Annotated in this window: 26 protein-coding genes; 11 read left to right on the top strand and 15 right to left on the bottom strand. The window is 60.5% G+C overall.

The features are described 5' to 3' along the window. Positions 1–6: 6 nt before the first annotated feature. Both IF199_RS04630 and IF199_RS04625 read right to left on the bottom strand, forming a co-directional pair. A complete protein-coding gene (locus IF199_RS04630; protein WP_007959082.1) occupies positions 7–489 on the bottom strand; it encodes a glutathione peroxidase in 483 nt (160 codons plus the stop codon). 122 nt (positions 490–611) lie between these two features. After that, positions 612–1,097, bottom strand: coding sequence for an FKBP-type peptidyl-prolyl cis-trans isomerase (locus IF199_RS04625; RefSeq protein WP_096819004.1), 486 nt, complete (start codon positions 1,095–1,097; stop codon positions 612–614). On the opposite strand from IF199_RS04625, the gene IF199_RS04620 reads away from it, so the two are divergent. The 3 genes from IF199_RS04620 to IF199_RS04610 all read left to right on the top strand — a co-directional run bounded on the left by IF199_RS04620 (position 1,066) and on the right by IF199_RS04610 (position 4,463). After that, positions 1,066–1,392 carry a DUF3565 domain-containing protein gene (locus IF199_RS04620; protein WP_096819002.1) on the top strand — a complete coding sequence of 109 codons (327 nt, stop codon included), beginning with the start codon at positions 1,066–1,068 and terminating at the stop codon, positions 1,390–1,392. The two genes, IF199_RS04625 and IF199_RS04620, sit on opposite strands and share 32 nt — an antisense overlap. Before the next feature lie 61 nt (positions 1,393–1,453). After that, entirely contained in the window at positions 1,454–3,553 is a 2,100-nt protein-coding gene (gene pta / locus IF199_RS04615; RefSeq protein ID WP_096819000.1) for a phosphate acetyltransferase, read from the top strand. A gap of 4 nt (positions 3,554–3,557) precedes the next feature. After that, entirely contained in the window at positions 3,558–4,463 is a 906-nt protein-coding gene (locus tag IF199_RS04610) for an acyltransferase (RefSeq protein WP_192559790.1), read from the top strand. A 493-nt stretch (positions 4,464–4,956) separates the two neighbouring features. Here IF199_RS04610 and cysN read toward each other — a convergent pair whose 3' ends face one another. The 3 genes from cysN to IF199_RS04595 form a co-directional block, all read right to left on the bottom strand. Next, the gene (cysN, locus tag IF199_RS04605) at positions 4,957–6,855 is read right to left on the bottom strand and encodes a sulfate adenylyltransferase subunit CysN (RefSeq protein WP_096818996.1); all 1,899 of its coding nucleotides are present in this window, start codon (positions 6,853–6,855) and stop codon (positions 4,957–4,959) included. Positions 6,856–6,864: 9 nt separating this feature from the next. Continuing rightward, positions 6,865–7,782 carry a sulfate adenylyltransferase subunit CysD gene (gene cysD, locus IF199_RS04600; RefSeq protein WP_096818994.1) on the bottom strand — a complete coding sequence of 306 codons (918 nt, stop codon included), beginning with the start codon at positions 7,780–7,782 and terminating at the stop codon, positions 6,865–6,867. Between the two features lie 149 nt (positions 7,783–7,931). Next, positions 7,932–8,690 (bottom strand): Nif3-like dinuclear metal center hexameric protein, encoded by a 759-nt coding sequence (locus tag IF199_RS04595; protein ID WP_102619445.1) that lies wholly within the window; start codon positions 8,688–8,690, stop codon positions 7,932–7,934. Between the two features lie 103 nt (positions 8,691–8,793). On the opposite strand from IF199_RS04595, the gene algW reads away from it, so the two are divergent. Beyond that, positions 8,794–9,948, top strand: coding sequence for a Do family serine endopeptidase AlgW (gene algW / locus IF199_RS04590; RefSeq protein WP_192559789.1), 1,155 nt, complete (start codon positions 8,794–8,796; stop codon positions 9,946–9,948). 49 nt (positions 9,949–9,997) lie between these two features. Here algW and hisC read toward each other — a convergent pair whose 3' ends face one another. The 10 genes from hisC to IF199_RS04540 form a co-directional block, all read right to left on the bottom strand. Beyond that, positions 9,998–11,050 carry a histidinol-phosphate transaminase gene (gene hisC / locus IF199_RS04585; protein ID WP_192559788.1) on the bottom strand — a complete coding sequence of 351 codons (1,053 nt, stop codon included), beginning with the start codon at positions 11,048–11,050 and terminating at the stop codon, positions 9,998–10,000. A 2-nt stretch (positions 11,051–11,052) separates the two neighbouring features. Further along, positions 11,053–12,378: a histidinol dehydrogenase gene (gene hisD, locus IF199_RS04580; protein WP_192559787.1), complete on the bottom strand. Its 1,326-nt coding sequence runs from the start codon at positions 12,376–12,378 to the stop codon at positions 11,053–11,055. Between the two features lie 125 nt (positions 12,379–12,503). After that, positions 12,504–13,139 carry an ATP phosphoribosyltransferase gene (gene hisG / locus IF199_RS04575; protein WP_096818980.1) on the bottom strand — a complete coding sequence of 212 codons (636 nt, stop codon included), beginning with the start codon at positions 13,137–13,139 and terminating at the stop codon, positions 12,504–12,506. A gap of 127 nt (positions 13,140–13,266) precedes the next feature. Beyond that, on the bottom strand, positions 13,267–14,532 hold the full coding sequence (gene murA / locus IF199_RS04570; protein WP_085729622.1) for a UDP-N-acetylglucosamine 1-carboxyvinyltransferase: 1,266 nt from the start codon (positions 14,530–14,532) through the stop codon (positions 13,267–13,269). Between the two features lie 22 nt (positions 14,533–14,554). Beyond that, positions 14,555–14,794, bottom strand: a complete 240-nt coding sequence (locus IF199_RS04565; protein ID WP_096818978.1) for a BolA family protein — start codon at positions 14,792–14,794, stop codon at positions 14,555–14,557. Between the two features lie 115 nt (positions 14,795–14,909). Further along, a complete protein-coding gene (locus IF199_RS04560; RefSeq protein WP_096818976.1) occupies positions 14,910–15,215 on the bottom strand; it encodes an STAS domain-containing protein in 306 nt (101 codons plus the stop codon). Beyond that, entirely contained in the window at positions 15,212–15,862 is a 651-nt protein-coding gene (locus tag IF199_RS04555; RefSeq protein WP_096818974.1) for an MlaC/ttg2D family ABC transporter substrate-binding protein, read from the bottom strand. The genes IF199_RS04560 and IF199_RS04555 overlap by 4 nt, the downstream gene beginning before the upstream one ends. A gap of 11 nt (positions 15,863–15,873) precedes the next feature. Then, entirely contained in the window at positions 15,874–16,341 is a 468-nt protein-coding gene (mlaD, locus tag IF199_RS04550) for an outer membrane lipid asymmetry maintenance protein MlaD (RefSeq protein ID WP_096818971.1), read from the bottom strand. Further along, the gene (mlaE, locus tag IF199_RS04545) at positions 16,341–17,138 is read right to left on the bottom strand and encodes a lipid asymmetry maintenance ABC transporter permease subunit MlaE (RefSeq protein ID WP_096818969.1); all 798 of its coding nucleotides are present in this window, start codon (positions 17,136–17,138) and stop codon (positions 16,341–16,343) included. The genes mlaD and mlaE overlap by 1 nt, the downstream gene beginning before the upstream one ends. Next, positions 17,138–17,947 (bottom strand): ATP-binding cassette domain-containing protein, encoded by an 810-nt coding sequence (locus IF199_RS04540; protein ID WP_096818967.1) that lies wholly within the window; start codon positions 17,945–17,947, stop codon positions 17,138–17,140. The genes mlaE and IF199_RS04540 overlap by 1 nt, the downstream gene beginning before the upstream one ends. Positions 17,948–18,222: 275 nt before the next feature. Here IF199_RS04540 and IF199_RS04535 point away from each other — a divergent pair, with 275 nt between their 5' ends. From IF199_RS04535 to hpf, 7 genes are all read left to right on the top strand, one after another. Beyond that, the gene (locus IF199_RS04535; RefSeq protein WP_085729618.1) at positions 18,223–19,197 is read left to right on the top strand and encodes a KpsF/GutQ family sugar-phosphate isomerase; all 975 of its coding nucleotides are present in this window, start codon (positions 18,223–18,225) and stop codon (positions 19,195–19,197) included. Then, the gene (locus tag IF199_RS04530) at positions 19,198–19,722 is read left to right on the top strand and encodes a KdsC family phosphatase (protein WP_011332476.1); all 525 of its coding nucleotides are present in this window, start codon (positions 19,198–19,200) and stop codon (positions 19,720–19,722) included. An 8-nt stretch (positions 19,723–19,730) separates the two neighbouring features. Beyond that, positions 19,731–20,303, top strand: coding sequence for an LPS export ABC transporter periplasmic protein LptC (lptC, locus tag IF199_RS04525; protein ID WP_085711782.1), 573 nt, complete (start codon positions 19,731–19,733; stop codon positions 20,301–20,303). Then, a complete protein-coding gene (lptA, locus tag IF199_RS04520) occupies positions 20,290–20,835 on the top strand; it encodes a lipopolysaccharide transport periplasmic protein LptA (protein ID WP_096818965.1) in 546 nt (181 codons plus the stop codon). The genes lptC and lptA overlap by 14 nt, the downstream gene beginning before the upstream one ends. Continuing rightward, the gene (lptB, locus tag IF199_RS04515; RefSeq protein WP_007953572.1) at positions 20,835–21,560 is read left to right on the top strand and encodes an LPS export ABC transporter ATP-binding protein; all 726 of its coding nucleotides are present in this window, start codon (positions 20,835–20,837) and stop codon (positions 21,558–21,560) included. The genes lptA and lptB overlap by 1 nt, the downstream gene beginning before the upstream one ends. A 186-nt stretch (positions 21,561–21,746) precedes the next feature. Next, positions 21,747–23,240: an RNA polymerase factor sigma-54 gene (locus tag IF199_RS04510; RefSeq protein ID WP_011332472.1), complete on the top strand. Its 1,494-nt coding sequence runs from the start codon at positions 21,747–21,749 to the stop codon at positions 23,238–23,240. A gap of 73 nt (positions 23,241–23,313) precedes the next feature. Then, a complete protein-coding gene (gene hpf, locus IF199_RS04505; RefSeq protein ID WP_007953578.1) occupies positions 23,314–23,622 on the top strand; it encodes a ribosome hibernation-promoting factor, HPF/YfiA family in 309 nt (102 codons plus the stop codon). Positions 23,623–23,626: the final 4 nt, after the last annotated feature.

The following is a 23,626-nucleotide window of genomic DNA, read 5'->3' as shown; positions in this document are numbered from 1 at the left end:
CGCGTTTCAGCTCAGGGCTTTTTCAATCGCCGTAATCACCGAAGGATCATCCGGCGCCGTGCGCGGCGAGAAGCGGGCCAGTACACGACCGTCCTTGCCGAGCAGGAATTTCTCGAAATTCCAGGTGATGTCACCGGGAAATTCGGCACCCTCGCCCGCCAGCAGGCGGTACAGCTGATGGCGATCGTGACCGTTGACTTCGAGCTTTTTCGACAACGGAAAACTCACGCCATAGTTGAGGCTGCAGAATTCCTGAATCTCCTGCTCGCTGCCCGGTTCCTGACCGGCAAACTGGTTGCACGGCAGGCCCAGCACACTGAAGCCTTTGCCTTTGTATTGCTGATAGAGGTTTTCCAGCGCCGCGTACTGTGGGGTCAAGCCGCATTTGGAGGCGACGTTGACCACCAGCACGACTTGGCCCTTGAAGGGTGCCAGCGGTAGCTCCTGACCATCCAGGGCTGTCAACTTAAGGTCGTGAAAAGCACTCATGACGAACTCCAGATTCCCGTTTTCTACTCGAAACAGCCACTTGGCGAGGCCACCAAGGACAGCCGCGGACTAAAAAGGCGCCCTCGGGCGCCTCTCCAGTTCTCTGAGCTTAGCGCAGAAAATCAGTGGTGATGGCCACCTTCGCCATGGACGTGACCATGAGCGATTTCTTCCTGGCTGGCGTCACGGATGGCAACGACCTTCACTTTGAAGTTCAGGCGCTGACCGGCCAGCGGGTGGTTGCCGTCGACGGTGACGTCGTCGCCGTCCAGGTCACGAATGGTGACGATCTGCATCTGGCCGTCCGGCGCCGAAGCGTGGAACTGCATGCCGACTTCCAGCTCGTCAACGCCTTCGAACATGCTGCGGCTCAGGGTGCTGACCAGTTCGGCAGCGTATTCGCCGTAGGCATCTTCCGGCTCGACTGCAACTTGCAGGTCGTCACCGACGGTTTTACCTTCCAGGGCTTTTTCCAGGCCCGGGATGATGTTGCCTGCGCCATGCAGGTAAACCAGCGGAGCGCCGCCGGCGGAGCTGTCGATGACCTCACCAGCGTCGTTGGTCAGGGTATAGTCGATGGAGACAGCCTTATTGGCGGCGATCAGCATGGGGCGAGACCTTTTGCATAAGAATATAGAAAGGCCAAGTTTAGCGAAGCAATCGCTCGAAAGCGAACACAACCCTGACAAACGGGATTCGACGATCACAGGCTTCCATCAGGACGAGGACGGTCACTGGGTGGCCGAACTTTCCTGCGGCCATACCCAGCACCTGCGTCACCAGCCGCCGTGGCAGTCACGAGCATGGGTGCTGGACGCAACGCAACGTATTGAAAAAATAGGCCAACCCTTTGCTTGCGGTTGGTGCGCTCAAGGCTCGGTTAGCGCTAACCTTGACGCCTGAAAAACCGGTGGAAGGCCAGCCATAGGCCAACGCCCTTGCCATGCACCCTTAGAGAATCCGCATGCAAACTTTTTTTATCGCGCCCACCGATTTTGGTGTGGGTCTGACCTCCATCAGCCTCGGGCTGGTGCGTACGCTGGAACGGGCCGGGCTGAAAGTCGGCTTTTTCAAACCGATTGCCCAGCCGCATCCGGGCGACACCGGCCCTGAACGCTCCACCGAACTGGTGGCCCGCACCCACGGCCTGAAGCCACCGCAGCCACTGGGTCTGGCCCACGTCGAGCGGATGCTCGGCGACGGTCAGCTCGACGAGCTGCTTGAAGAAATCATCGCTCTCTACCAGCAGGCGGCCATCGGCAAAGACGTGCTGGTCGTCGAAGGCATGGTGCCGACCCGCAGCGCCAGCTATGCCGCACGGGTCAACCTGCACCTGGCCAAGAGCCTTGATGCCGAGGTGATTCTGGTCTCGGCGCCGGAAAACGAAGTGCTGACCGAACTGTCCGGTCGCGTCGAGTTGCAGGCGCAACTGTTCGGCGGCCCGAAAGACCCGAAAGTCCTCGGCGTGATCCTCAACAAGGTCAAGACCGACGAAAGCATGGACGCCTTCGCCGCGCGTCTGAAAGAGCATTCGCCGTTGCTGCGCAGTGGTGATTTCCGCCTGCTCGGCTGCATTCCGTTCCAGCCCGAACTCAATGCCCCGCGCACCCGCGACGTCGCCGACCTGATGGGCGCCCAGGTGCTCAACGCCGGCGACTACGAAACCCGGCGCATGACCAAGACCATCATTTGCGCGCGCACCATGCGCAACACCGTGGACCTGCTCAAGCCCGGCGTATTGGTAGTGACCCCCGGCGATCGCGACGACATCATCCTCGCCGTCAGCCTCGCGGCCATCAACGGCGTACCGCTGGCGGGCCTGCTGCTGACCAGCGACACCCTGCCGGATCCACGCATCATGGACCTGTGCCGTGGCGCGTTGCAGGCTGGCTTGCCGGTGTTGTCGGTGAGCACCGGTTCCTACGACACCGCCAACCTGCTCAACGGCCTGAACAAGGAAATCCCCGTCGACGACCGCGAGCGCGCGGAGATCATCACCGATTTCGTCGCCAGTCATCTGGATGCCAACTGGCTGCACCAGCGCTGCGGCACGCCGCGAGAAATGCGCCTGTCACCGGCGGTGTTCCGCTATCAATTGATTCAACGCGCACAGGCCGCCAACAAGCGCATCGTGCTGCCCGAAGGCAGCGAGCCGTTCACCGTGCAAGCGGCGGCGATCTGTCAGGAACGCGGGATTGCCCGCTGTGTGTTGCTGGCCAAACCGGCAGACGTTGAAGCCGTGGCCCGGGCCCAGGGCATCGTGCTGCCGCCGGGGCTGGAAATTCTCGATCCGGATCTGATCCGCGAGCGCTACGTCGAACCGATGGTCGCCCTGCGCAAGAGCAAAAGCCTCAACGCGCCGATGGCCGAGCAGCAACTCGAAGACACGGTGGTGATCGGCACCATGATGCTGGCGCTGGATGAAGTCGACGGACTGGTCTCCGGCATCATCAACACCACCGCCAACACCATCCGCCCGGCCTTGCAACTGATCAAGACGGCGCCGGGCTGCACGCTGGTGTCGTCGGTGTTCTTCATGCTGTTCCCCGAAGAAGTGCTGGTCTACGGCGACTGCGTGATGAACCCGCACCCGAGCGCCAGCGAACTGGCCGAGATCGCCCTGCAAAGCGCCGACTCGGCCGCCGCGTTCGGCATCACGCCACGGGTGGCGATGATCAGCTACTCCAGCGGCGAATCGGCCACTGGCGAGGACGTCGAGAAAGTCCGCGAAGCCACCCTGCTCGCCCACGAACAACAGCACTCGCTGCTGATCGACGGGCCGTTGCAGTACGACGCCGCCGCCAACGAAACCGTGGCCCGGCAACTGGCGCCGAACAGCCAGGTGGCCGGTCGCGCCACGGTATTCGTGTTCCCCGACCTGAACACCGGCAACACCACGCACAAAGCCGTGCAGCGCAGCGCCGATTGCGTCAGCCTCGGCCCGATGCTGCAAGGCCTGCGCAAACCGGTGAACGATCTGCCGCGCGGCGCGCAGGTCGACGACATCGTCTACACCATCGCCCTGACCGCGATTCAAGCTGCCAACCGACCTTTGGATATATGACTCAATGCTGGCCTTTCTCCCTGCCCCCTTGCGCGGCGTGATCGCCGCGCTGCTGTTGGCGCTGAACACGATCCTGCTGTGCTCGTTCCTGTTTCTCGTGGCGCTGATCAAAGTGCTGCCGTTCGACCTCGCACGCCGTGCCTCGCGCTGGCTGATGAGCCACACCCACGAAGCCTGGATCAGCAACAACAAAGGCTGGATGAACCTGGTCCGCCGCACCCGCTGGCACCTCAGCGGCCTGCAAGGTCTGGACTATCAGCACTCGTACCTGATCACCAGCAACCACCAGAGCTGGGTCGACATTCTGGTGCTGCAATACGTGCTCAACCGGAAAATTCAACCGCTGAAATTCTTCCTCAAACAGGAACTGATCTGGGTGCCGGTGATCGGTCTGGCGTGGTGGACGCTGGGCTTCCCGTTCATGAAACGCTACTCGAAAGCGTACCTGGAGAAGCACCCGGAAAAGAAAGGCAAAGACCTGGAAACCACCCGCAAGACCTGCGCGAAATTTCGCGACAACCCGGTGGGCATCTTCAACTTCGTCGAAGGCACACGGTTCACCGAAGGCAAGCACGCGCAGCAACAGTCACCGTTCAAATACCTGCTCAAACCCAAGGCCGGCGGCATTGCCTTCGTGCTCGATGCGATGGGCGAACAGCTGGAATCCATCGTCAACGTGACCATCCACTACCCGGGCGGGCGTCCAGGCTTCTGGGACCTGCTGTGCGGCAATGTGCGAGACGTAGTGGTGCACTTTGAAGAACTGAAAATCCCTGCGCAGTTCATCGGCAAGAACTACGACCAGGACGGCGAATATCGCCTGCAGTTTCAAGGCTGGATCAACCAGCTCTGGCAGGACAAAGATGCGCTGCTGGAGCAGATGCACCTCGAGTATCCGAACCAACGCTGATCCCCCTGAGGGAGCCCCCGACAGAAACAGGCCGGCTTCCGCCCCTCACCACTCAACACAATGAGCGTTAGCTCGAGTACCGCTTTTGACGTGCCGGCCCCTTCGACAGGCTGAGTGGAGGGATTCATCCGGGGGTGGGCGCGCAGCGCCGTTTGGCGAAGCCAAACACATCGAGAGGAGGTGCAGCGAAGCAAACCGTAGGCGATGCCCCCGGATGAATCCCGGAACGAAGGAACACCGAGCCCCAGCGAGGGGCCGAACGCACGGGCCAAGCCTTTTGCTTACTTTTTGGCGTTTGAAAAAGTGAGCCGCCGTAAGGGCGGAACCGCCAGCCGCAACACCCGCAGAAACGGATATTCACAAAAAACACCCAGAGCCTGGCCGGCCCAAAGGCCGCCACCGCCAGCAGGCCAACACCCATACGCCTGCCAACCACAAAAGAAAAGCCCGCCGATGATCACTCATCGGCGGGCTTCTTATTGGCAGCTAACGCTTAAATCGCGCCACGCTTACGCAACAGATCCAACACCTGCTTCACACTTTCATCCAGCGACAACGACTGAGTATCGATCACCAGATCAGCATCCAACGGCACGTCATACGGGAAAGACTCACCCGGAATATTATCGCCACCCGCAGCGTACAACCCTTGCGGATCACGCTCTGCGCAAACAGTCGGCGAAGCCTGGACATAGACCGTCAGCAGACGCTCCTTGCCGATCAGATCTTTCGCCTGTTCACGACCTTCAGCACTCGGCGCCACAAACGCAGCAAGCGTCAGCAGACCCGCTTCGTTGAACTGACGCGCCACATGCGCGGCACGACGCCAGTTCTCGGTGCGACCGGCGCGATCCTGCGGCAGACCTTTGTTGAGGTCGTGACGCAGGTTCTGGCCGTCCAGCACAAACACCGCACGACCGAGGTCGAACAGTTTGCGCTCGACCGCGTACGCCAAAGTGCTCTTGCCAGCGCCGGACAGGCCGCTGAACAGCACGGTCGCCGGTTGCTGACCGAAACGCTGAGCGCGCTCTTCGGTCGCTACATGGGCCAGCTTGCCGTGGTGCGTAGCCGTGCCATGGGTCACTGGCTGCGCGACGATCATGCCGGCGCCAACGGTGCCGTTGGTCAAACGGTCAATGATGATGAACGCGCCGGTGGTGCGGTTGCTGTCGTAACCGTCGAGGGCGATCGGCGCATCAAGCGCGATCCTGACCTTGCCGATTTCGTTGAGCTGCAACGCGCTCGCCGGGCCTTCTTCGAGGGTGTTGACGTCGACCTTGTTGACGATGCTGGCGATGGAGCCCGGCACGTAACTGGTGGCGCGCTTGATGTCGTATTTCTTGCCCGGCAGCATCGGCTCTTCAGCCATCCACACCAGCATCGCTTCGAAGCTGTCGGTCACCGGCGGGACGTTGTCGGCGTGTACCAGCAGGTCGCCACGGGAGATGTCGATCTCGTCTTCCATGGTCAGCGTCACGGCCTGGCCAGGACCTGCGTGTTCCAGTTCACCTTCGAAGGTGACGATGGATTTCACGCGGCTGCTCTTGCCCGAAGGCAGGACCACGACTTCGTCGCCCTTCTTGACGATGCCGCTGGCCAGGGTGCCGGCGAAACCGCGGAAGTTCAGGTTCGGACGGTTGACGTACTGCACCGGGAAACGCAGATCGGTGAAGTTGCGGTCGCCCGCCACTTCCACGGTCTCGAGGATTTCCATCAACGACTGGCCGGTATACCACGGCGAGCGCTCGGACTTGTTCACCACGTTGTCGCCCTTCAGAGCGGACATCGGCACGAAGTGCATGCTCGTCGGCTTCATCTTCAAGCCTTCGGCGAACTTCAGGTAGTCGGCCTTGATCGACTCGAACACGCCCTGATCGAAGCCTTTGAGGTCCATCTTGTTGATGGCGACAACGATGTGCTTGATGCCCAGCAGGGATGCGATGAAGCTGTGGCGACGGGTCTGGGTCTGCACGCCGTAACGGGCGTCGACCAGGATGATCGCCAGGTCACAGGTGGACGCACCGGTGGCCATGTTGCGGGTGTACTGCTCATGGCCGGGGGTGTCGGCGATGATGAATTTGCGCTTGGCGGTGGAGAAATAGCGGTACGCGACATCGATGGTGATGCCCTGCTCGCGCTCGGCCTGCAGGCCGTCGACCAGCAATGCCAGGTCGATGTCGTCACCGGTGGTGCCGACTTTCTTCGAATCGCGGGTGATGGCTTCGAGGTGATCTTCATAGATCATCTTCGAGTCGTGCAGCAGGCGCCCGATCAGGGTGCTCTTGCCGTCGTCGACGTTACCGCAGGTCAAAAAGCGCAGCAGCTCTTTACGTTCGTGCTGGCCCAGGTAGGCGAGGATGTCCTCGCTGATCAAATCAGACTGGTGAGACATGACAACCCCTTAGAAATAACCCTGACGTTTTTTATCTTCCATCGAGCCTGCGCCATCGTGGTCGATGACCCGGCCCTGGCGCTCGGAAGTTCGCGTCAGGAGCATTTCCTGAATGATGTCCGTCAGGCTTTCGGCCTCGGACTCCACCGCGCCCGTCAACGGGTAGCAGCCAAGGGTACGGAAACGCACTTTCTTTTTGACGATGCGCGCCTTGTCCTCATCGGACAGGTGCTCGAGGATGCGCTCGTCGTCGATCATGATCAGCGTGCCGTTCTTCTCGATCACTTCGCGTTCGGCGGCGAAGTACAGCGGTACGATCGGGATGCCTTCGAGGTAGATGTACTGCCAGATGTCCAGTTCGGTCCAGTTCGACAGCGGGAACACACGAATGGATTCGCCCTTGTTGACCTTGCCGTTGTAGACGTTCCACAGCTCCGGACGCTGGTTCTTCGGGTCCCAGCGGTGTTTGCTGTCGCGGAACGAGTAGACGCGCTCCTTGGCGCGGGACTTCTCTTCATCGCGACGGGCACCGCCGAAGGCGGCGTCGAAACCATGCTTGTCGAGTGCCTGCTTCAGGCCCTCGGTCTTCATGATGTCGGTGTGTTTGGCGCTGCCGTGGGTGAACGGGTTGATGCCCTGCGCAACGCCATCCGGGTTGACGTGGGTGATCAGGTCCAGGCCAAGCTCTTCGACCATCTTGTCGCGGAACTTGTACATTTCCTGGAATTTCCACTGCGTGTCGACGTGCATCACCGGAAACGGCAGTTTGCCCGGGAAGAACGCCTTGCGTGCCAGATGCAGCATCACGGCGGAGTCTTTACCGATGGAGTACAGCATCACCGGGTTGTCGAACTCGGCGGCCACCTCGCGGATGATGTGGATGCTTTCCGCCTCCAGCTGTTTCAGATGCGTCAGTTTGTCGACCATGGCTACTCACGAAAGCTTTCTTATGAACGGCCAGCGGGCCGTGTTCGAGCGGGGAATCCTAGCACAGCGACCCCTTCTAATCAGGACGCCAACTAGATCGAAAGGGCATATGAATATGCCCGCTCGTTCGGGTGCTTTTCAGGGAAAAGTCAGATCGGATTCGGGCAGTCGATGAAGATGTGTTCCAGGGCGAAACGCTTCGCCAGATAGTCACCCAGCGCCTGCACGCCGTAGCGTTCGGTGGCGTGGTGGCCGGCGGCGATGAAGCTGATGTCGTTTTCCCGGGCGCTGTGGAACGTCTGCTCGGAGGCTTCACCGCTGAGGAACAGATCGACGCCGGCAGCGATGGCGTTGTCGATGTAGCCCTGACCGCCGCCGGTGCACCAGCCGACCCGACGGATCATCGCACTGCCTTCAACCAATAGCGGCTCGCGGCCCATGCGTTCCTGCACGCGACGGGCGAAGTCGCGGGCGGTCACCGGTTCGTCCAGCGAACCGACCAGGCCGACGATCTTCAGGTTGTCCGGATCCAGCGGCCCTTCGACGGTAATGTCGAGCTGCCGGGCCAGTTGCACGTTGTTGCCGACGTCCGGGTGCAGATCCAGCGGCAGGTGATACGCCAGCAGACTGATGTCGTGTTTGAGCAAGGTTTTCAGGCGCCGCTGCTTCATGCCGGTGACGCACGGGTTCTCACCCTTCCAGAAGTAACCATGATGCACCAGCACCAGATCGGCCTCGGCTTCGACGGCGGCATCGAGCAGCGCCTGGCTGGCCGTGACGCCGCTGACGATGCGCATCACTTGCGGGCGGCCCTCGACCTGCAGGCCGTTGGGGCAATAATCGGCAATTTTCGCACTGCCGAGGTAACGGTCGGCTTCTTCGACCAGGGTGCTCAGGGCGACGGCCATGAAAGACTCCTAAATATCCCGTTCAGAGGCACGCGCGGCCTCGTATAATGCGCGACATTATGGGCGGTCTGACCCCGCCTGCAACTTTTCCAGGACGTGCTTAATGCTCAAGGCGCTGCGTTTTTTCGGCTGGCCGCTGTTGGCCGGCGTGCTTATCGCTCTGTTGATTATTCAGCGTTACCCGCAGTGGGTCGGGCTTCCGAGCCTCGACGTCAACCTGCATCAGGCCCCGCAGACCACCAGCACGCAGCAGGGGCCGGTGTCCTATGCCGACGCCGTGGTCATCGCCGCGCCGTCGGTGGTCAACCTCTACACCACCAAAGTCATCAACAAGCCGAGCCATCCGCTGTTCGAAGACCCGCAGTTCCGTCGTTTCTTCGGGGACAACTCGCCGAAGCAGAAACGCATGGAGTCGAGCCTCGGTTCCGGCGTGATCATGAGCCCGGAAGGCTACATCCTGACCAACAACCACGTCACCACCGGCGCCGACCAGATTGTCGTGGCGCTCAAGGACGGTCGTGAAACCCTGGCCCGCGTGATCGGCAGCGACCCGGAAACCGACCTCGCCGTCTTGAAGATCGACCTGAAAACCCTGCCGTCGATCACTGTCGGCCGTTCCGACAACATCCGCATCGGCGACGTCGCCCTCGCCATCGGCAACCCGTTCGGGGTCGGCCAGACCGTGACCATGGGCATCATCAGTGCCACCGGCCGTAACCAGCTCGGCCTGAACAACTACGAAGACTTCATCCAGACCGACGCGGCGATCAACCCGGGCAACTCCGGCGGCGCACTGGTGGATGCCAACGGCAACCTCACCGGCATCAACACAGCGATTTTCTCCAAGTCCGGCGGCTCGCAAGGCATCGGTTTTGCGATCCCGGTGAAGCTGGCGATGGAAGTGATGAAGTCGATCATCGAGCACGGTCAGGTGATTCGTGGCTGGCTGGGCATTGAAGTGCAACCGCTGACCCAAGAACTGGCGGAGTCGTTCGGTCTGTCCGGACGTCCGGGGATCGTGGTGGCGGGGATTTTCCGCGACGGCCCGGCGCAAAAGGCCGGCCTGCAACTGGGTGACGTGATTCTCAGCATCGACGGCGAACCGGCTGGTGATGGCCGCAAGTCGATGAACCAGGTGGCGCGGATCAAACCGACCGACAAGGTCACGATTCAGGTGATGCGCAATGGCAAGGAGTTGAAGCTGACCGCCGAGATCGGTCTGCGTCCGCCGCCGGCGCCAGTAAAAGAAGAAGAGTAAGTACAAAAAAAGACGGGAGCGAATTCGCTCCCGTCTTTTTATCGGCAAGTCAGAGGTCGCCGAGACCGTCGATCAACGCCTGATTCTGCTCCGGCGTGCCGATCGAGATCCGCAGGAACTGGGCAATCCGTTCCTGCTTGAAGTGGCGCACGATCACACCCTGCTCTCGCAGCTTGGCCGCCAGCCCTGCCGCATCGTGTTGCGGATGCCGGGCGAAGATGAAGTTTGCCGCTGACGGCAGCACTTCAAAGCCTTTGGCCTGCAACTGGGCAACCACCCATTCGCGACTCTCGATGACCAGTGCACAGGTCTTGTCGAAGTATTCGCGATCCTCGAACGCTGCCGCCGCGCCGACATTGGCCATGCGATCGATCGGGTAGGAGTTGAAGCTGTTCTTGATCCGCTCCAGCGCCTCGATCAGGTCCGGATGCCCGACCGCCAGACCGACCCGCAGACCCGCCAGCGAACGGGACTTGGACAAGGTCTGAGTCACCAGCAGGTTCGGATAACGGTCCACCAGACTGATCGCGGTTTCGCCGCCGAAGTCGATGTAGGCCTCATCGACCACCACCACTGAATCCGGGCTGGCCTTGAGGATTTGTTCGACGGCTTCCAGCGCCAACAGGCAACCGGTCGGCGCGTTCGGGTTGGGGAAAATGATCCCGCCGTTCGGTTTGGCGTAGTCAGCCGGGTTGATCCGGAACTGCGCGTCCAGCGGCACCGCGTCGAACTTGATGCCGTAAAGGCCGCAGTAGACCGGATAGAAGCTGTAGCTGATATCCGGGAACAGCAGCGGCTGATCGTGTTGCAGCAGGCCGTGGAAGATGTGCGCCAGCACTTCGTCCGAACCGTTGCCGAGGAACACCTGATTGCTCTGCACGCCGTAGTATTTGGCGACGGCGTTTTTCAGCAGGTCGCTGTTCGGGTCCGGGTACAGGCGCAGGTTGTCGTTGAGTTCGGTCTGCATCGCCGCCAGGGCTTTTGGCGACGGGCCGTACGGGTTTTCGTTGGTGTTGAGTTTGACCAGGCGGGTCAGCTTCGGCTGCTCGCCCGGCACGTAAGGCACCAGATCCTTGACGAACGGGCTCCAGAATTTACTCATGTTCAGTTCCCCTTCACTTCGTCTTTGATGCGGTACTCGGCGCTGCGAGCGTGGGCGCTCAGCGATTCGCCACGGGCCAGGATCGATGCGGTCTTGCCCAGTTCGGAAGCACCGGCCTCGGAGCAAAAGATGATCGACGAGCGTTTCTGAAAGTCGTACACACCCAGCGGCGAGGAGAAACGCGCGGTACCGGAGGTCGGCAACACGTGGTTCGGACCTGCGCAGTAGTCGCCCAGCGCTTCGGAGGTGTGGCGGCCCATGAAGATCGCGCCAGCGTGGCGGATCTGCGGCAGCCAGGCCTCCGGGTCGGCGACCGACAGCTCAAGGTGTTCCGGGGCGATGCGGTTGGCAACTTCGATGGCCTGGGCCATGTCGCGCACGTGGATCAGTGCACCGCGACCATTGATCGAAGTTTCGATGATGGTGGCGCGATCCATGGTCGGCAACAGTTTGTCGATGCTGGCGGCCACTTTGTCGAGGAACTCGGCGTCCGGGCTGACCAGAATCGCCTGGGCGTCTTCGTCGTGCTCGGCCTGGGAGAACAGGTCCATGGCGATCCAGTCCGGATCGGTCTGGCCATCGCACACCACGAGGATTTCCGACGGGCCGGCGATCATGTCGATGCCGACCTGACCGAATACGTGACGCTTGGCGGTGGCCACATAGATGTTGCCCGGGCCGACGACCTTGTCCACCTGCGGCACGCTTTCAGTACCGTAGGCCAGCGCCGCAACGGCCTGGGCGCCGCCGATGGTGAACACCCGGTCGACACCGGCGATGCACGCCGCCGCCAGCACCAGCTCGTTGACCTCGCCACGCGGGGTCGGCACCACCATGACCACTTCGGTCACGCCGGCAACCTTGGCCGGAATCGCGTTCATCAATACCGACGACGGATACGACGCCTTGCCGCCCGGCACGTACAGACCAGCGCGGTCCAGTGGCGTGACTTTCTGGCCCAGCACCGTACCGTCGGCTTCAGTGTAGCTCCAGGAATCCTGCTTCTGTTTTTCGTGATAGCTGCGAACGCGGGCGGCGGCTTTTTCCAGCGCTTCGCGTTGCGGTGCGGTGATGCGAGTCAGGGCCAGTTCCAGGCGCTCGCGCGGCAGGATCAAGTCCGCCATTGAGGCGACTTCGAGGCCGTCGAACTTCTGGGTGAATTCGACCAGCGCCGCGTCACCGCGCTCGCGCACAGCCTTGATGATGTCCAGCACCCGCTGATTGACCGAGTCGTCAGACACACTTTCCCAGCTCAGCAGATGATCCAGATGATGCGCGAAATCCGGGTCAGCAGCGTTGAGTCGGCGAATTGCAGTCGGTGCGGTCATAGCGAGAGCCTCATAGGAATGGCAAAAACTCAGGCGCCCTAACTTAGCAGTCGTTTCCGCTTGGGCACCTGAGATTCTGGCTATGAGGCGGATAGACGGGCGCGACTCAAGGTCGCGCAGGTACATCAGCCGCGGTGTCGAGACTCCACTGCCTTGCGCAGGGTGTCGATCAACGCCTGGATTCGGGCGTGTTGCATTTTCATCGAAGCTTTATTGACCACCAGACGCGAGCTGATCGTGGCGATCAGTTCCTGGGGTTCCAGACCATTGGCACGCAGAGTGTTGCCGGTGTCGACCACGTCGATGATCTTGTCGGCCAGACCGATCAGCGGTGCCAGTTCCATCGAGCCGTACAGCTTGATGATGTCGACCTGACGGCCCTGTTCGGCGTAGTAACGCTTGGCAACGTTGACGAACTTGGTCGCAACGCGCAGACGGCCCTTGGGCTCGACAGCACCGATCTTGCCGGCGGTCATCAGCTTGCACTGGGCGATCTGCAGGTCCAGCGGCTCGTACAGGCCTTGCCCGGTGTATTCCATCAGCACGTCTTTACCGGCAACGCCGAGGTCGGCCGCGCCATGCTCGACATAGGTCGGCACGTCGGTGGCACGCACGATCAACAGGCGTACGTCTTCCTGAGTCGTGGGAATGATCAGCTTGCGGCTCTTGTCCGGATTCTCGGTCGGCACGATGCCCGCTTCGGCGAGAAGCGGCAGGGTGTCGTCAAGGATGCGGCCCTTGGACAGTGCGATGGTCAACATGGGAAACGTCAGTCCTTATCAAGGTACTCATGTCCGGTCGCAATCGGCGCCGGACATACATCGAGGGCGTTACCACCCCCGATCAAAACGAATTCAACGGACACTTCCCTGTGTCCAGATGCAGCGACTAGCCCGGAACGCGACGGATCTTGGCGCCCAGCATCTGCAGTTTTTCCTCGATGCACTCGTAACCACGGTCGATGTGGTAGATGCGGTCGATCAGGGTATCGCCTTCGGCCATCAGGGCCGAGATCACCAGGCTGGCCGAAGCCCGCAGGTCGGTTGCCATCACTGGCGCGCCCTTGAGGATTTCAGTGCCGGTCACGATGGCCGTGTTGCCTTCGACCTGGATCTTGGCGCCCATGCGATGCAGCTCGTACACGTGCATGAAACGGTTTTCGAAGATCGTCTCGATCACGGCACCAGTGCCTTCGGCAATGGCGTTGAGCGAGATGAACTGCGCCTGCATGTCGGTCGGGAACGCCGGGTACGGCGCAGTGCGCACGTTGACCGCTTTCGGGCGCTTGCCGTGCATGTTCAGCTCGATCCAGTCTTCACCGGTGGTGACTTCTGCACCGGCTTCGCGGAGTTTTTCCAGAACGGCTTCGAGAATGGTCGGATCGGTGTCCTTGACCTTCACGCGGCCACCGGTAACTGCGGCGGCCACCAGGTAAGTACCGGTTTCGATACGGTCAGGCATGACCTTGTAGAAGGCCGAACCCAGACGCTCGACACCATCGATGGTGATGGTGTCGGTGCCAGCGCCGGAAACCTTGGCGCCCATGGCGTTCAGGAAGTTCGCCAGGTCGACCACTTCAGGCTCGCGGGCGGCGTTCTGCAGCACGCTGCGGCCCTTGGCCAGAGCAGCGGCCATCATGATGTTCTCGGTACCGGTCACACTGACGGTATCGAAGAAGAAGTGTGCACCGCGCAGGCCGCCTTCAGGGGCCTTGGCCTTGATGTAGCCGCCTTCGACGTCGATGATCGCACCCATGGCTTCCAGGCCACGGATGTGCAGATCGACCGGACGCGAACCAATCGCGCAACCGCCAGGCAAAGCCACTTCGGCTTCACCGAAACGAGCAACCATCGGGCCCAGCACCAGGATCGACGCACGCATGGTTTTCACCAGTTCGTACGGGGCGATCAGGGTCTTGATGGTGCGCGGGTCGATTTCGACGCTGAGCTTCTCGTCGATCACAGGCTCGATGCCCATGCGACCGAACAGCTCGATCATGGTGGTGATGTCGTGCAGGTGCGGCAGGTTGCCGACGGTGACCGGGCCATCGCACAGCAAGGTGGCAGCCAGGATCGGTAGGGCGGAGTTCTTCGCCCCGGAAATGCGGATCTCGCCATCAAGACGAGCGCCACCAGTAATAATCAATTTATCCATAACAATCTCGACGCCCTAGGGCTCAGGTGCGCTCGGCCCAGGCCGCGCTGCTGAAAAATTTCATAGTGACCGCGTGGATGCTGCCATCGGCGATCCATGGGTTCAAATGGGCATAGATGCTTTGCTGACGCTTGACCGGGCTCAACGCCGCCAGTTCATCGCTAATCACGTTCAGCTGAAAGTTGCAGCCTTCGCCTTCAACTTCCACCCGGGTTCCGGGCAGATTTGCTTCAAGGAAGCTCTTCACTTCTACGGCCTGCATGCTCAACCTCAATCGGCGCCCTGTGCGCACGGGTCGGACATCATACAAAAAAGCCCCGCGCCTGCGAACCCCGCTGCGCAGGACTCTGACGGGGGGCTTCTTTACAGATGCGGGTTCAGGGTTGCGCCAACAGCTCGGTCAGCTCGCTGACCTGAGCAATTTCACGCATGTCTTCGGGCATCCCGCGGATGCTGACGGCCTTGCCGGCGGCTTTCGCATCACGAATGAAGCACAGCAGCAACGACAGGCCGACGCTGCTGGACTTTTCCACTGCCGAGCAATCGATCACCAATGCCGGGGCATTGCACGATTTGATCAGCGCCCGGCCCTGCTCCCGAAGGCCGGGACCGGTGCGGTAATCCAGCACGCCAGTGAGTTGCAGCTCACTGGCGGCGTCCAGACGAATGGCCGACTCGGTCATTGGGCAGGCTTTCCGTTCTGTTCAGCCGACTGCTTGGCCTTGGCCACTTCCCCGGCCCAACCGTTGATGGTCTTGTCCAGGTCGTTGCCGTTGCGCTGCATTGCATCGGCGAACTGATCGCGGAACAGCTTGCCGATGTTGATGCCGTTGATGATCACGTTGCGCAGTTTCCACTCGCCATTGATCTTCTCGAGCGTGTACGACACCGGGTAGATCGCGCCGTTGCTGCCCTTGACGGTCATGCCGACGCTGGTGCGATCGCCCGACTCGTCCTTGGCCGGATCAACAGTGATGCCCTGGTTGTTGTATTCGAGCAAGGCGTTGCCATAGAACTGGAACAGGCCTTTCTTGAAGTTTTCCTCGAAAGTCTTCATCTGCGCCGGTGTTGCCTTGCGCGAATACTTGACCGTCATGATGCTCTTGGAAATGCCCTCGGCATCCACGACCGGTCCGACGATGCTGTTCAGCGCCGCGTAGAAGTCGTTCGGGTCCTGCTTGTACTTCTCTTTATTGGCGGCCAGATCGGCCAACATCCGTTTGGTGGTGTCCTGAACCAGGTCGTGCGCCGAAGGCGCCGCCACGGCGTTAGCCACCAGCGGCAGTGCCGCCAGCAACACCAACAGGCCACGTCGCAAGGTAGAGATCATTCAAAAGCTCCTCATTTGGCGTCTTTGCTAACGGTATTGAGCAGGAATTTACCGATCAGGTCTTCCAGTACCAGTGACGACTGCGTGTCGTGGATGGTTCCACCATCCTTGAGGCGGGTTTCTTCCCCGCCCACGCTGATACCGATGTACTTCTCGCCCAACAGGCCAGCGGTGAGGATAGACGCTGTGGAGTCAGTCGGCAGGTTGTCGACCTTCTTGTCCACCAGCAACGTTACCCGACCGGTGAAACTGTCGCGGTCCAGATCGATCGCCGTGACCTTGCCGATGGTCACACCGGCCATGGTCACTTTGGCTCTGACCGTCAAACCGGCGATATTGTCGAAGTACGCGTAAAGTTTATAGCTGTCGGTGGTGGACGTCGGAGACAGGCCACTGACCCGCAGGGCAAGCAGCAACAAGGCCAGGATCCCTGCCAGCAGGAACAGGCCGACACCGATTTCCAGGGTGCGGTTTTGCATCAGAAATCTCCAAACATCAAAGCGGTCAGAATAAAGTCCAGGCCGAGCACTGCCAGCGAGGCAAACACTACGGTCTTGGTGGTGGCACGACTGATCCCCTCGGAAGTGGGCTCACAGTCATAGCCTTGGAATACGGCGATCCAGGTCACGACAAAGGCGAAAACGATACTTTTGATCACGCCGTTGAGCACATCGCTGGAGAAGTTCACGCTGTTCTGCATGTTCGCCCAGTAGGAGCCTTCATAGACGCCCAGCCAGTCGACCGCGACCCAGGAACCGCCCCAGATGCCGACCACGCTGAAGATCATCGCCAGCACCGGCAGGGAAATGAAACCGGCCCACAGACGCGGGGCAATGATGTACTTGAGCGGGTCCACACCGATCATTTCCAGGCTGGACAACTGCTCGGTGGACTTCATGTTGCCGATTTCCGCCGTCAGCGCCGAACCGGCACGACCGGCGAACAGCAGCGCCGTCACCACCGGACCCAGTTCACGCAGCAGGGTCAAGGCAACCATCTGCCCCACCGCCTGCTCCGAACCATAGCTCGACAGAATACTGAAGCCTTGCAGCGCCAGCACCATGCCGATGAAGATCCCGGACACCACGATGATCACCAGCGACATCACGCCGACTGAGTGCAATTGCTTGACCAGCAGGCCGAAACCACCGCTGATGCCGCCCCGGCCCAGCAGGGCATGAAACAGGAACAGGGTCGCCCGACCGAATACCGCGACAGCGTCGATGGCTGACTCGCCGAATCGACGCACGCGTTCTATTAATGAAATTCTGCGCATCAGCGCTTCCCCAGAAGATCTGCGCGGTAATCCGTCGCTGGAAAGTGATACGGAACCGGGCCATCGGGGTTGCCGGTCATGAACTGACGGATACGCGGCTCGTCCGAGTTCATCAACTCGTCCGGCGTACCCTGCCCCAGCACCTGGCCATCACCTACGACATAGATGTAGTCGGCGATGCTCGCGGTTTCCGCCAGATCGTGGGAAACCACGATGCTGGTGATCCCCAGCGCGTCGTTGAGCAGACGGATCAGGCGCACCAGAACGCCCATGGCGATCGGGTCCTGGCCGACGAACGGTTCGTCGTACATGAGAATCTGCGGATCCAGCGCAATCGCCCGGGCCAGCGCCACACGACGTTTCATGCCGCCGGACAGCTCGTCGGGCATCAATTCGATGGCGCCGCGCAGGCCGACTGCCTGCAATTTGAGCAGGACGATGTCGCGGATCATCTCGTCCGGTAATTCGGTGTGAACGCGCAGGGGAAAGGCGACGTTCTCGAACACGTCGAGATCGGTGAACAGCGCGCCGCTCTGAAACAGCACACCCATGTGCTTGCGTGCATCGAACAGATCGCTGCGCGACAGCTTCGGCAGGTTCTGGCCGTTGACCCAGACCTCACCCTGCGAAGGCCGCAACTGGGCGCCCATCAAGCGCAACAGCGTGGTCTTGCCACACCCGGAAGGCCCCATGATGCCGGTGACCTTGCCGCGCGGGATGCGGATATCGACGTTATTGAAAATGCTCCGCGCACCGCGCTTGAAGGAGACTCCCTTCAGCTCGACCGCGTAGGCGTTATCGGCACTCATCTAAACTCCTTGCGATGCAGCCTCTCACTCGGACGCCTGGCTTTCTGGAGAAAGCCCCTACATCCCGGGCAGGCCGAACTGGCGGCGAACTATATCACTGCAAAGGCCAAGCGCCCAAGGCCTCTCCCCGGCCACGTTCAGCGATATGACAGGCCCGATGCTTCTATTAGAGGGTTTTGGTAACGAGGAATGACAAAGCACGACGAACTTGCGTGAGGCTTTTCAACATAACCGCTATAATCGCCGCCTTTTCATCGGGCTATACGATTTCTGACATGAGCCAAACCAGCGACCTGATTCAATCGGCACAACGCACCATCCGCCTCGAAGTGGAAGCCGTACAAGGCTTGTTGCCCCATATCGACGCCGATTTCGTACGCGCTTGCGAGATGATTCTGGCCAGCAAGGGCCGTGTCGTCGTGGTCGGCATGGGCAAGTCCGGGCACATCGGCAACAAGATTGCCGCGACCCTGGCCAGCACCGGCACCCCGGCATTTTTCGTGCACCCGGCCGAAGCCAGCCATGGCGACATGGGCATGATCACCCGTGACGACGTGATCCTGGCCCTGTCGAACTCCGGCTCCACCAACGAAATCGTCACCCTGCTGCCGCTGATCAAGCGCCTGGGCATCCAGCTGATCAGCGTGACCGGCAACCCGCAATCGCCTCTGGCAAAAGCGGCCGAGGTCAATCTCAACGTTCACGTCGAGCACGAAGCCTGCCCGCTGAACCTGGCACCGACCTCCTCGACCACCGCCGCACTGGTCATGGGCGATGCCCTGGCCGTGGCGCTGCTGGAAGCCCGCGGCTTCACCGCCGAAGATTTCGCCTTTTCCCACCCGGGTGGCGCACTGGGCCGACGCCTGCTGCTGAAAGTGGAAAACGTCATGCACGCCGGCCAGGAGCTGCCGCAGGTACAACGCGGCACGCTGCTCAAGGACGCACTGATGGAAATGACCCGCAAGGGTCTGGGCATGACCGTGATTCTTGAAGCCGACGGCAAGCTTGCAGGGATCTTCACCGACGGCGACTTGCGCCGTACGCTGGATCGAAGCATTGATATACGCAGCGCCACCATCGACCAGGTGATGACCGTGCACGGCAAGACCGCCCGCGCCGAAATGCTCGCCGCCGAGGCCCTGAAAATCATGGAAGACCATCGAATCAACGCGCTTGTCGTCGTGGATGAGGACGATCGCCCGATCGGCGCCTTCAACCTCTCCGACCTGCTGCGCGCAGGAGTGATGTAAATGAGCACCGATCTGCTGCAACGCGGCAAAGCCATCAAGCTGGCGGTTTTCGATGTTGACGGCGTCCTCACCGACGGGCGCCTGTACTTCCTTGAAGACGGCAGCGAGTTCAAGACCTTCAATACGCTCGACGGCCAGGGCATCAAGATGTTGATGAACGCCGGCGTGCAAACGGCCATCATCAGTGGTCGCAAGACCCCGGTGGTCGAACGCCGGGCGAAAAACCTGGGCATTCCGCACCTGTTTCAGGGTCGTGAAGACAAACTCGTCGTCCTCGACGGCCTTCTCGAGCAACTGGGCCTAAGCTATGAACAGGTCGCCTATCTCGGCGACGATCTGCCCGACCTGCCGGTGATTCGCCGGGTGGGGCTGGGGATGGCGGTGGCCAACGCTGCCGCTTTTGTGCGCGAGCACGCCCATGGCGTCACTCAGGCCCGTGGTGGCGAGGGTGCCGCCCGTGAATTCTGCGAACTGATCCTGCGCGCCCAGGGCAGCCTCGATGCCGCCAATAACGCGTATTTGTGAGTCAAACCATGTTTAGCAAAAAGTTTCGCAACATACTGCTGTTCGGTTGCATCGCGGCCATTTTCGGCGCGGTCGGCTACTGGAACATCAGCCCGGAACGCTTCCTCGACAAGCCTCCTGTCTCGGCAGAAGAGAGCCCGATCGACTGGTATGCGACCAACACCCACACCTTGCAATACCTGGAAGACGGCAAGGTGCAGTACGAAATGACTTCCGACAAGGCCGAGCACGTCAAGGCGACCGACATTACACTGGTCACCAAGCCCGACCTGAACATGTATCGCGGCACCGACTTCCCGTGGCACGTGACCAGCGAGCGCGGTGAAGTGAATTCCGGTGGCACCGAGGTCGAGCTGATCGACTCGGTTCGCGTCAAGCGCACCGATGAAAAGAACCGCGACACCCTGATCACCTCCACTCGCATGACAGTGTTCCCGCAGCAACAATATGCGCAGACCCAGCAACCCGTTAGAATCGACGGCGCTGGCGGTGTATCGACCGGCGTGGGAATGAAAGCGTATTTGAAGGAAAGCAGGATACACCTGCTATCGAACGTAAGAGGACAGTATGAGGCTCGTTAAAACCCTCCCTATTTTGCTCAGTCTGGGCGCAGCACTGGGAAGCGTGAGCGCCTGGGCTCTGCCGAACGATCAAGAGCAGCCAATCCGCATTCAGGCCGACGATGCCCAGCTGGACGACAAGAATGGCGTTGCCACCTATAAAGGTGACGTGATCATCACTCAGGGTTCGATGATCGTCAAAGGCAACACCGTGACCATCACCCGCACCCCGACCGGCGATATCGACGTCGTGACCTCGGTGGGCAACCTTGCCTACTTCGAGCAGTTGCAGACGGCTGGCGACACCAAGCCTGTACAGGGCTGGGGCGTGACCATCCAGTACCACGCCGCGCAAAACCGTGTTGTGCTGATCGACAAGGCGAAAGTCGTCGACAAGGACAACAACACCACTCAGGGCGAGAAAATCGTCTATGACACGGTGAAAAAGCTGGCCAGCGCGGGTCGTGCCACCGGCAACAAGGTCACCGAAGCGCGTCCGCGCATTGACATGGTGATCCAGCCGAAGAAGAAAACCGACGAGAAATCCCAGTAATGGCAACTCTGAAAGCCCAGCACCTGGCCAAGGCCTATAAAAGCCGCCAGGTCGTGCGCGATGTCAGCCTGTCGATCGACAGCGGTCAGATCGTCGGCCTGCTCGGCCCCAACGGCGCCGGCAAGACCACCTGCTTCTACATGATCGTCGGCCTGGTGCAGGCTGATCAGGGTCGCGTGCTGATCGACGACCTGGACGTCAGCCACCAGCCGATGCACGGTCGCGCCAAGGCCGGTATCGGCTATCTGCCACAGGAAGCGTCGATCTTTCGCAAACTGTCGGTGGCCGACAACATCATGGCCATCCTCGAGACCCGTCAGGAGCTCGACAAGGCCGGTCGTCGCAAGGAGCTGGAAAGCCTGCTGCAGGAATTCCACATCAGCCACATCCGCGACAACCTCGGCATGAGCCTGTCCGGTGGTGAGCGTCGCCGGGTGGAAATCGCCCGCGCACTGGCCACTGCACCGAAGTTCATTCTGCTCGACGAACCGTTCGCCGGTGTCGACCCGATCTCCGTGGGTGACATCAAGCAGATCATTCACCACCTCAAGGCCAAGGGCATCGGTGTGTTGATCACCGACCACAACGTCCGCGAGACGCTGGATATCTGCGAAACGGCCTACATCGTCAATGACGGCCAACTGATCGCCGAAGGCGACTCCGCGACCATCCTCGCCAACGATCTGGTGAAGGAAGTGTATCTGGGTCACGAGTTCCGCCTGTAAGCGCGACAGCATTCGACCAGCCGTCCGGGTGCTGTAACGTTGAAGCGCACTTTTATACGCTTTTATTGTTACAGCGCTCTAGGCAAACACGACAGTTTCAGGCATATAATTTGCTTAAGTTTGGCGCTTCGGCGCCCTGTAGTGGATGGCGCATAGCGCCGGCGAATAAGGTGTTAAGCCCCTGCCATGAAACCATCGCTAGTCTTGAGAATGGGCCAGCAGCTGACGATGACACCGCAGCTGCAACAGGCCATCCGCCTGCTCCAATTGTCGACCCTGGATCTGCAACAGGAAATCCAGGAGGCTCTGGAATCCAATCCGATGCTCGAACGCCAGGAAGACGGCGACGACTTCGACAACTCCGATCCCATGGCCGACAACGCCGAACAGAAGCCCAACACCGAGATCCAGGAACCCTCCTATCAGGAGACCGCACCGACGGTCGACAATCTAGAGGATGGCGAATGGAACGAGCGAATCCCCAACGAACTCCCCGTCGACACCGCCTGGGAAGACGTCTACCAGACCAGCGCCAGCAGCCTGCCGAGCAGCGATGACGACGAGTGGGACTTCACCACCCGTACCTCCGCCGGCGAGAGCCTGCAAAGCCACCTGCTGTGGCAGTTGAACCTGGCGCCGATGTCCGACACGGATCGCCTGATCGCCGTCACCCTGATCGACTGCATCAACAATCAGGGCTACCTCGACGAAACCCTCGAAGAAATTCTCGACGCCTTCGATCCGGAGCTCGACATCGAGCTGGACGAGATCGAAGCCGTCCTGCACCGCATCCAGCAATTCGAACCTGCCGGCATCGGCGCACGCAACCTGGGCGAATGCCTGCTGCTGCAATTGCGCCAGCTGTCGGCCAAGACTCCTTGGCTGGCGGAAGCCAAGCGTCTGGTCACCGATTACATCGACCTGCTCGGCAGCCGCGACTACAGCCAGCTGATGCGCCGCATGAAACTCAAGGAAGATGAACTGCGCCAGGTCATCGAACTGGTGCAGAGCCTCAACCCGCGCCCCGGTTCGCAGATCGAGTCCACCGAAGCCGAGTACGTGGTGCCTGACGTCATCGTGCGCAAGGACAACGAGCGCTGGCTGGTCGAACTGAACCAGGAATCGGTGCCGCGCCTGCGGGTCAACGCCCAGTACGCCGGTTTCGTGCGCCGCGCCGACACCAGCGCCGACAACACCTTCATGCGCAATCAGTTGCAGGAAGCCCGCTGGTTCATCAAGAGCCTGCAGAGCCGCAACGAAACCCTGATGAAAGTGGCCACCCAGATCGTCGAGCATCAGCGCGGCTTTCTTGAATACGGCGACGAAGCCATGAAGCCTCTCGTGCTGCATGACATCGCCGAAGCGGTGGGCATGCACGAGTCGACGATTTCCCGGGTGACCACGCAAAAATTCATGCATACCCCCCGGGGCATCTATGAACTGAAATACTTTTTCTCCAGCCACGTCAGCACCTCCGAAGGCGGCGAATGCTCGTCCACGGCGATCCGCGCGATCATCAAGAAACTGGTTGCCGCGGAAAATCAGAAAAAGCCGTTGAGTGACAGCAAGATCGCTGGTTTACTGGAGGCACAAGGCATTCAGGTGGCTCGCCGCACCGTCGCCAAGTACCGCGAATCCCTCGGGATCGCGCCTTCGAGCGAACGCAAGCGGTTGATGTAAGCCACGTTACAGCGTTCCAGTGGCAGGCTCTTCGGCCTGCCGCTTTATGCACTGGCAACGAAGGAGAAGCTGTATGCAAGTCAACATCAGTGGACACCAACTGGAAGTTACCCAACCTCTCCGTGAGTACGTTGAGCAAAAGCTCAAGAGGCTTGAGGGGCATTTCGACAAGATCACCAACGTGCAAGTCACGATGTGCGTCGAGAAGCTGAAGCAGAAAATCGAAGCCACGCTGCATATTCCCGGTAACGAGGTCGTCGCAAACGCGGAACATACCGATATGTACGCAGCGATCGACGCGCTGACCGACAAGCTTGATAAACAACTCAAAAAGCATAAGGAAAAGACCCAGAGCCTGCTTCAGGGCGCTACCGGTCGATAACCCC

The organism is Pseudomonas allokribbensis, assembly GCF_014863605.1.
In the GTDB taxonomy this organism is placed as follows: Bacteria; Pseudomonadota; Gammaproteobacteria; order Pseudomonadales; family Pseudomonadaceae; genus Aquipseudomonas; species Aquipseudomonas allokribbensis.
The sequence above is the reverse complement of the archived record's forward strand: the minus strand, read 5'-3'. Positions and strand labels throughout refer to the sequence as shown.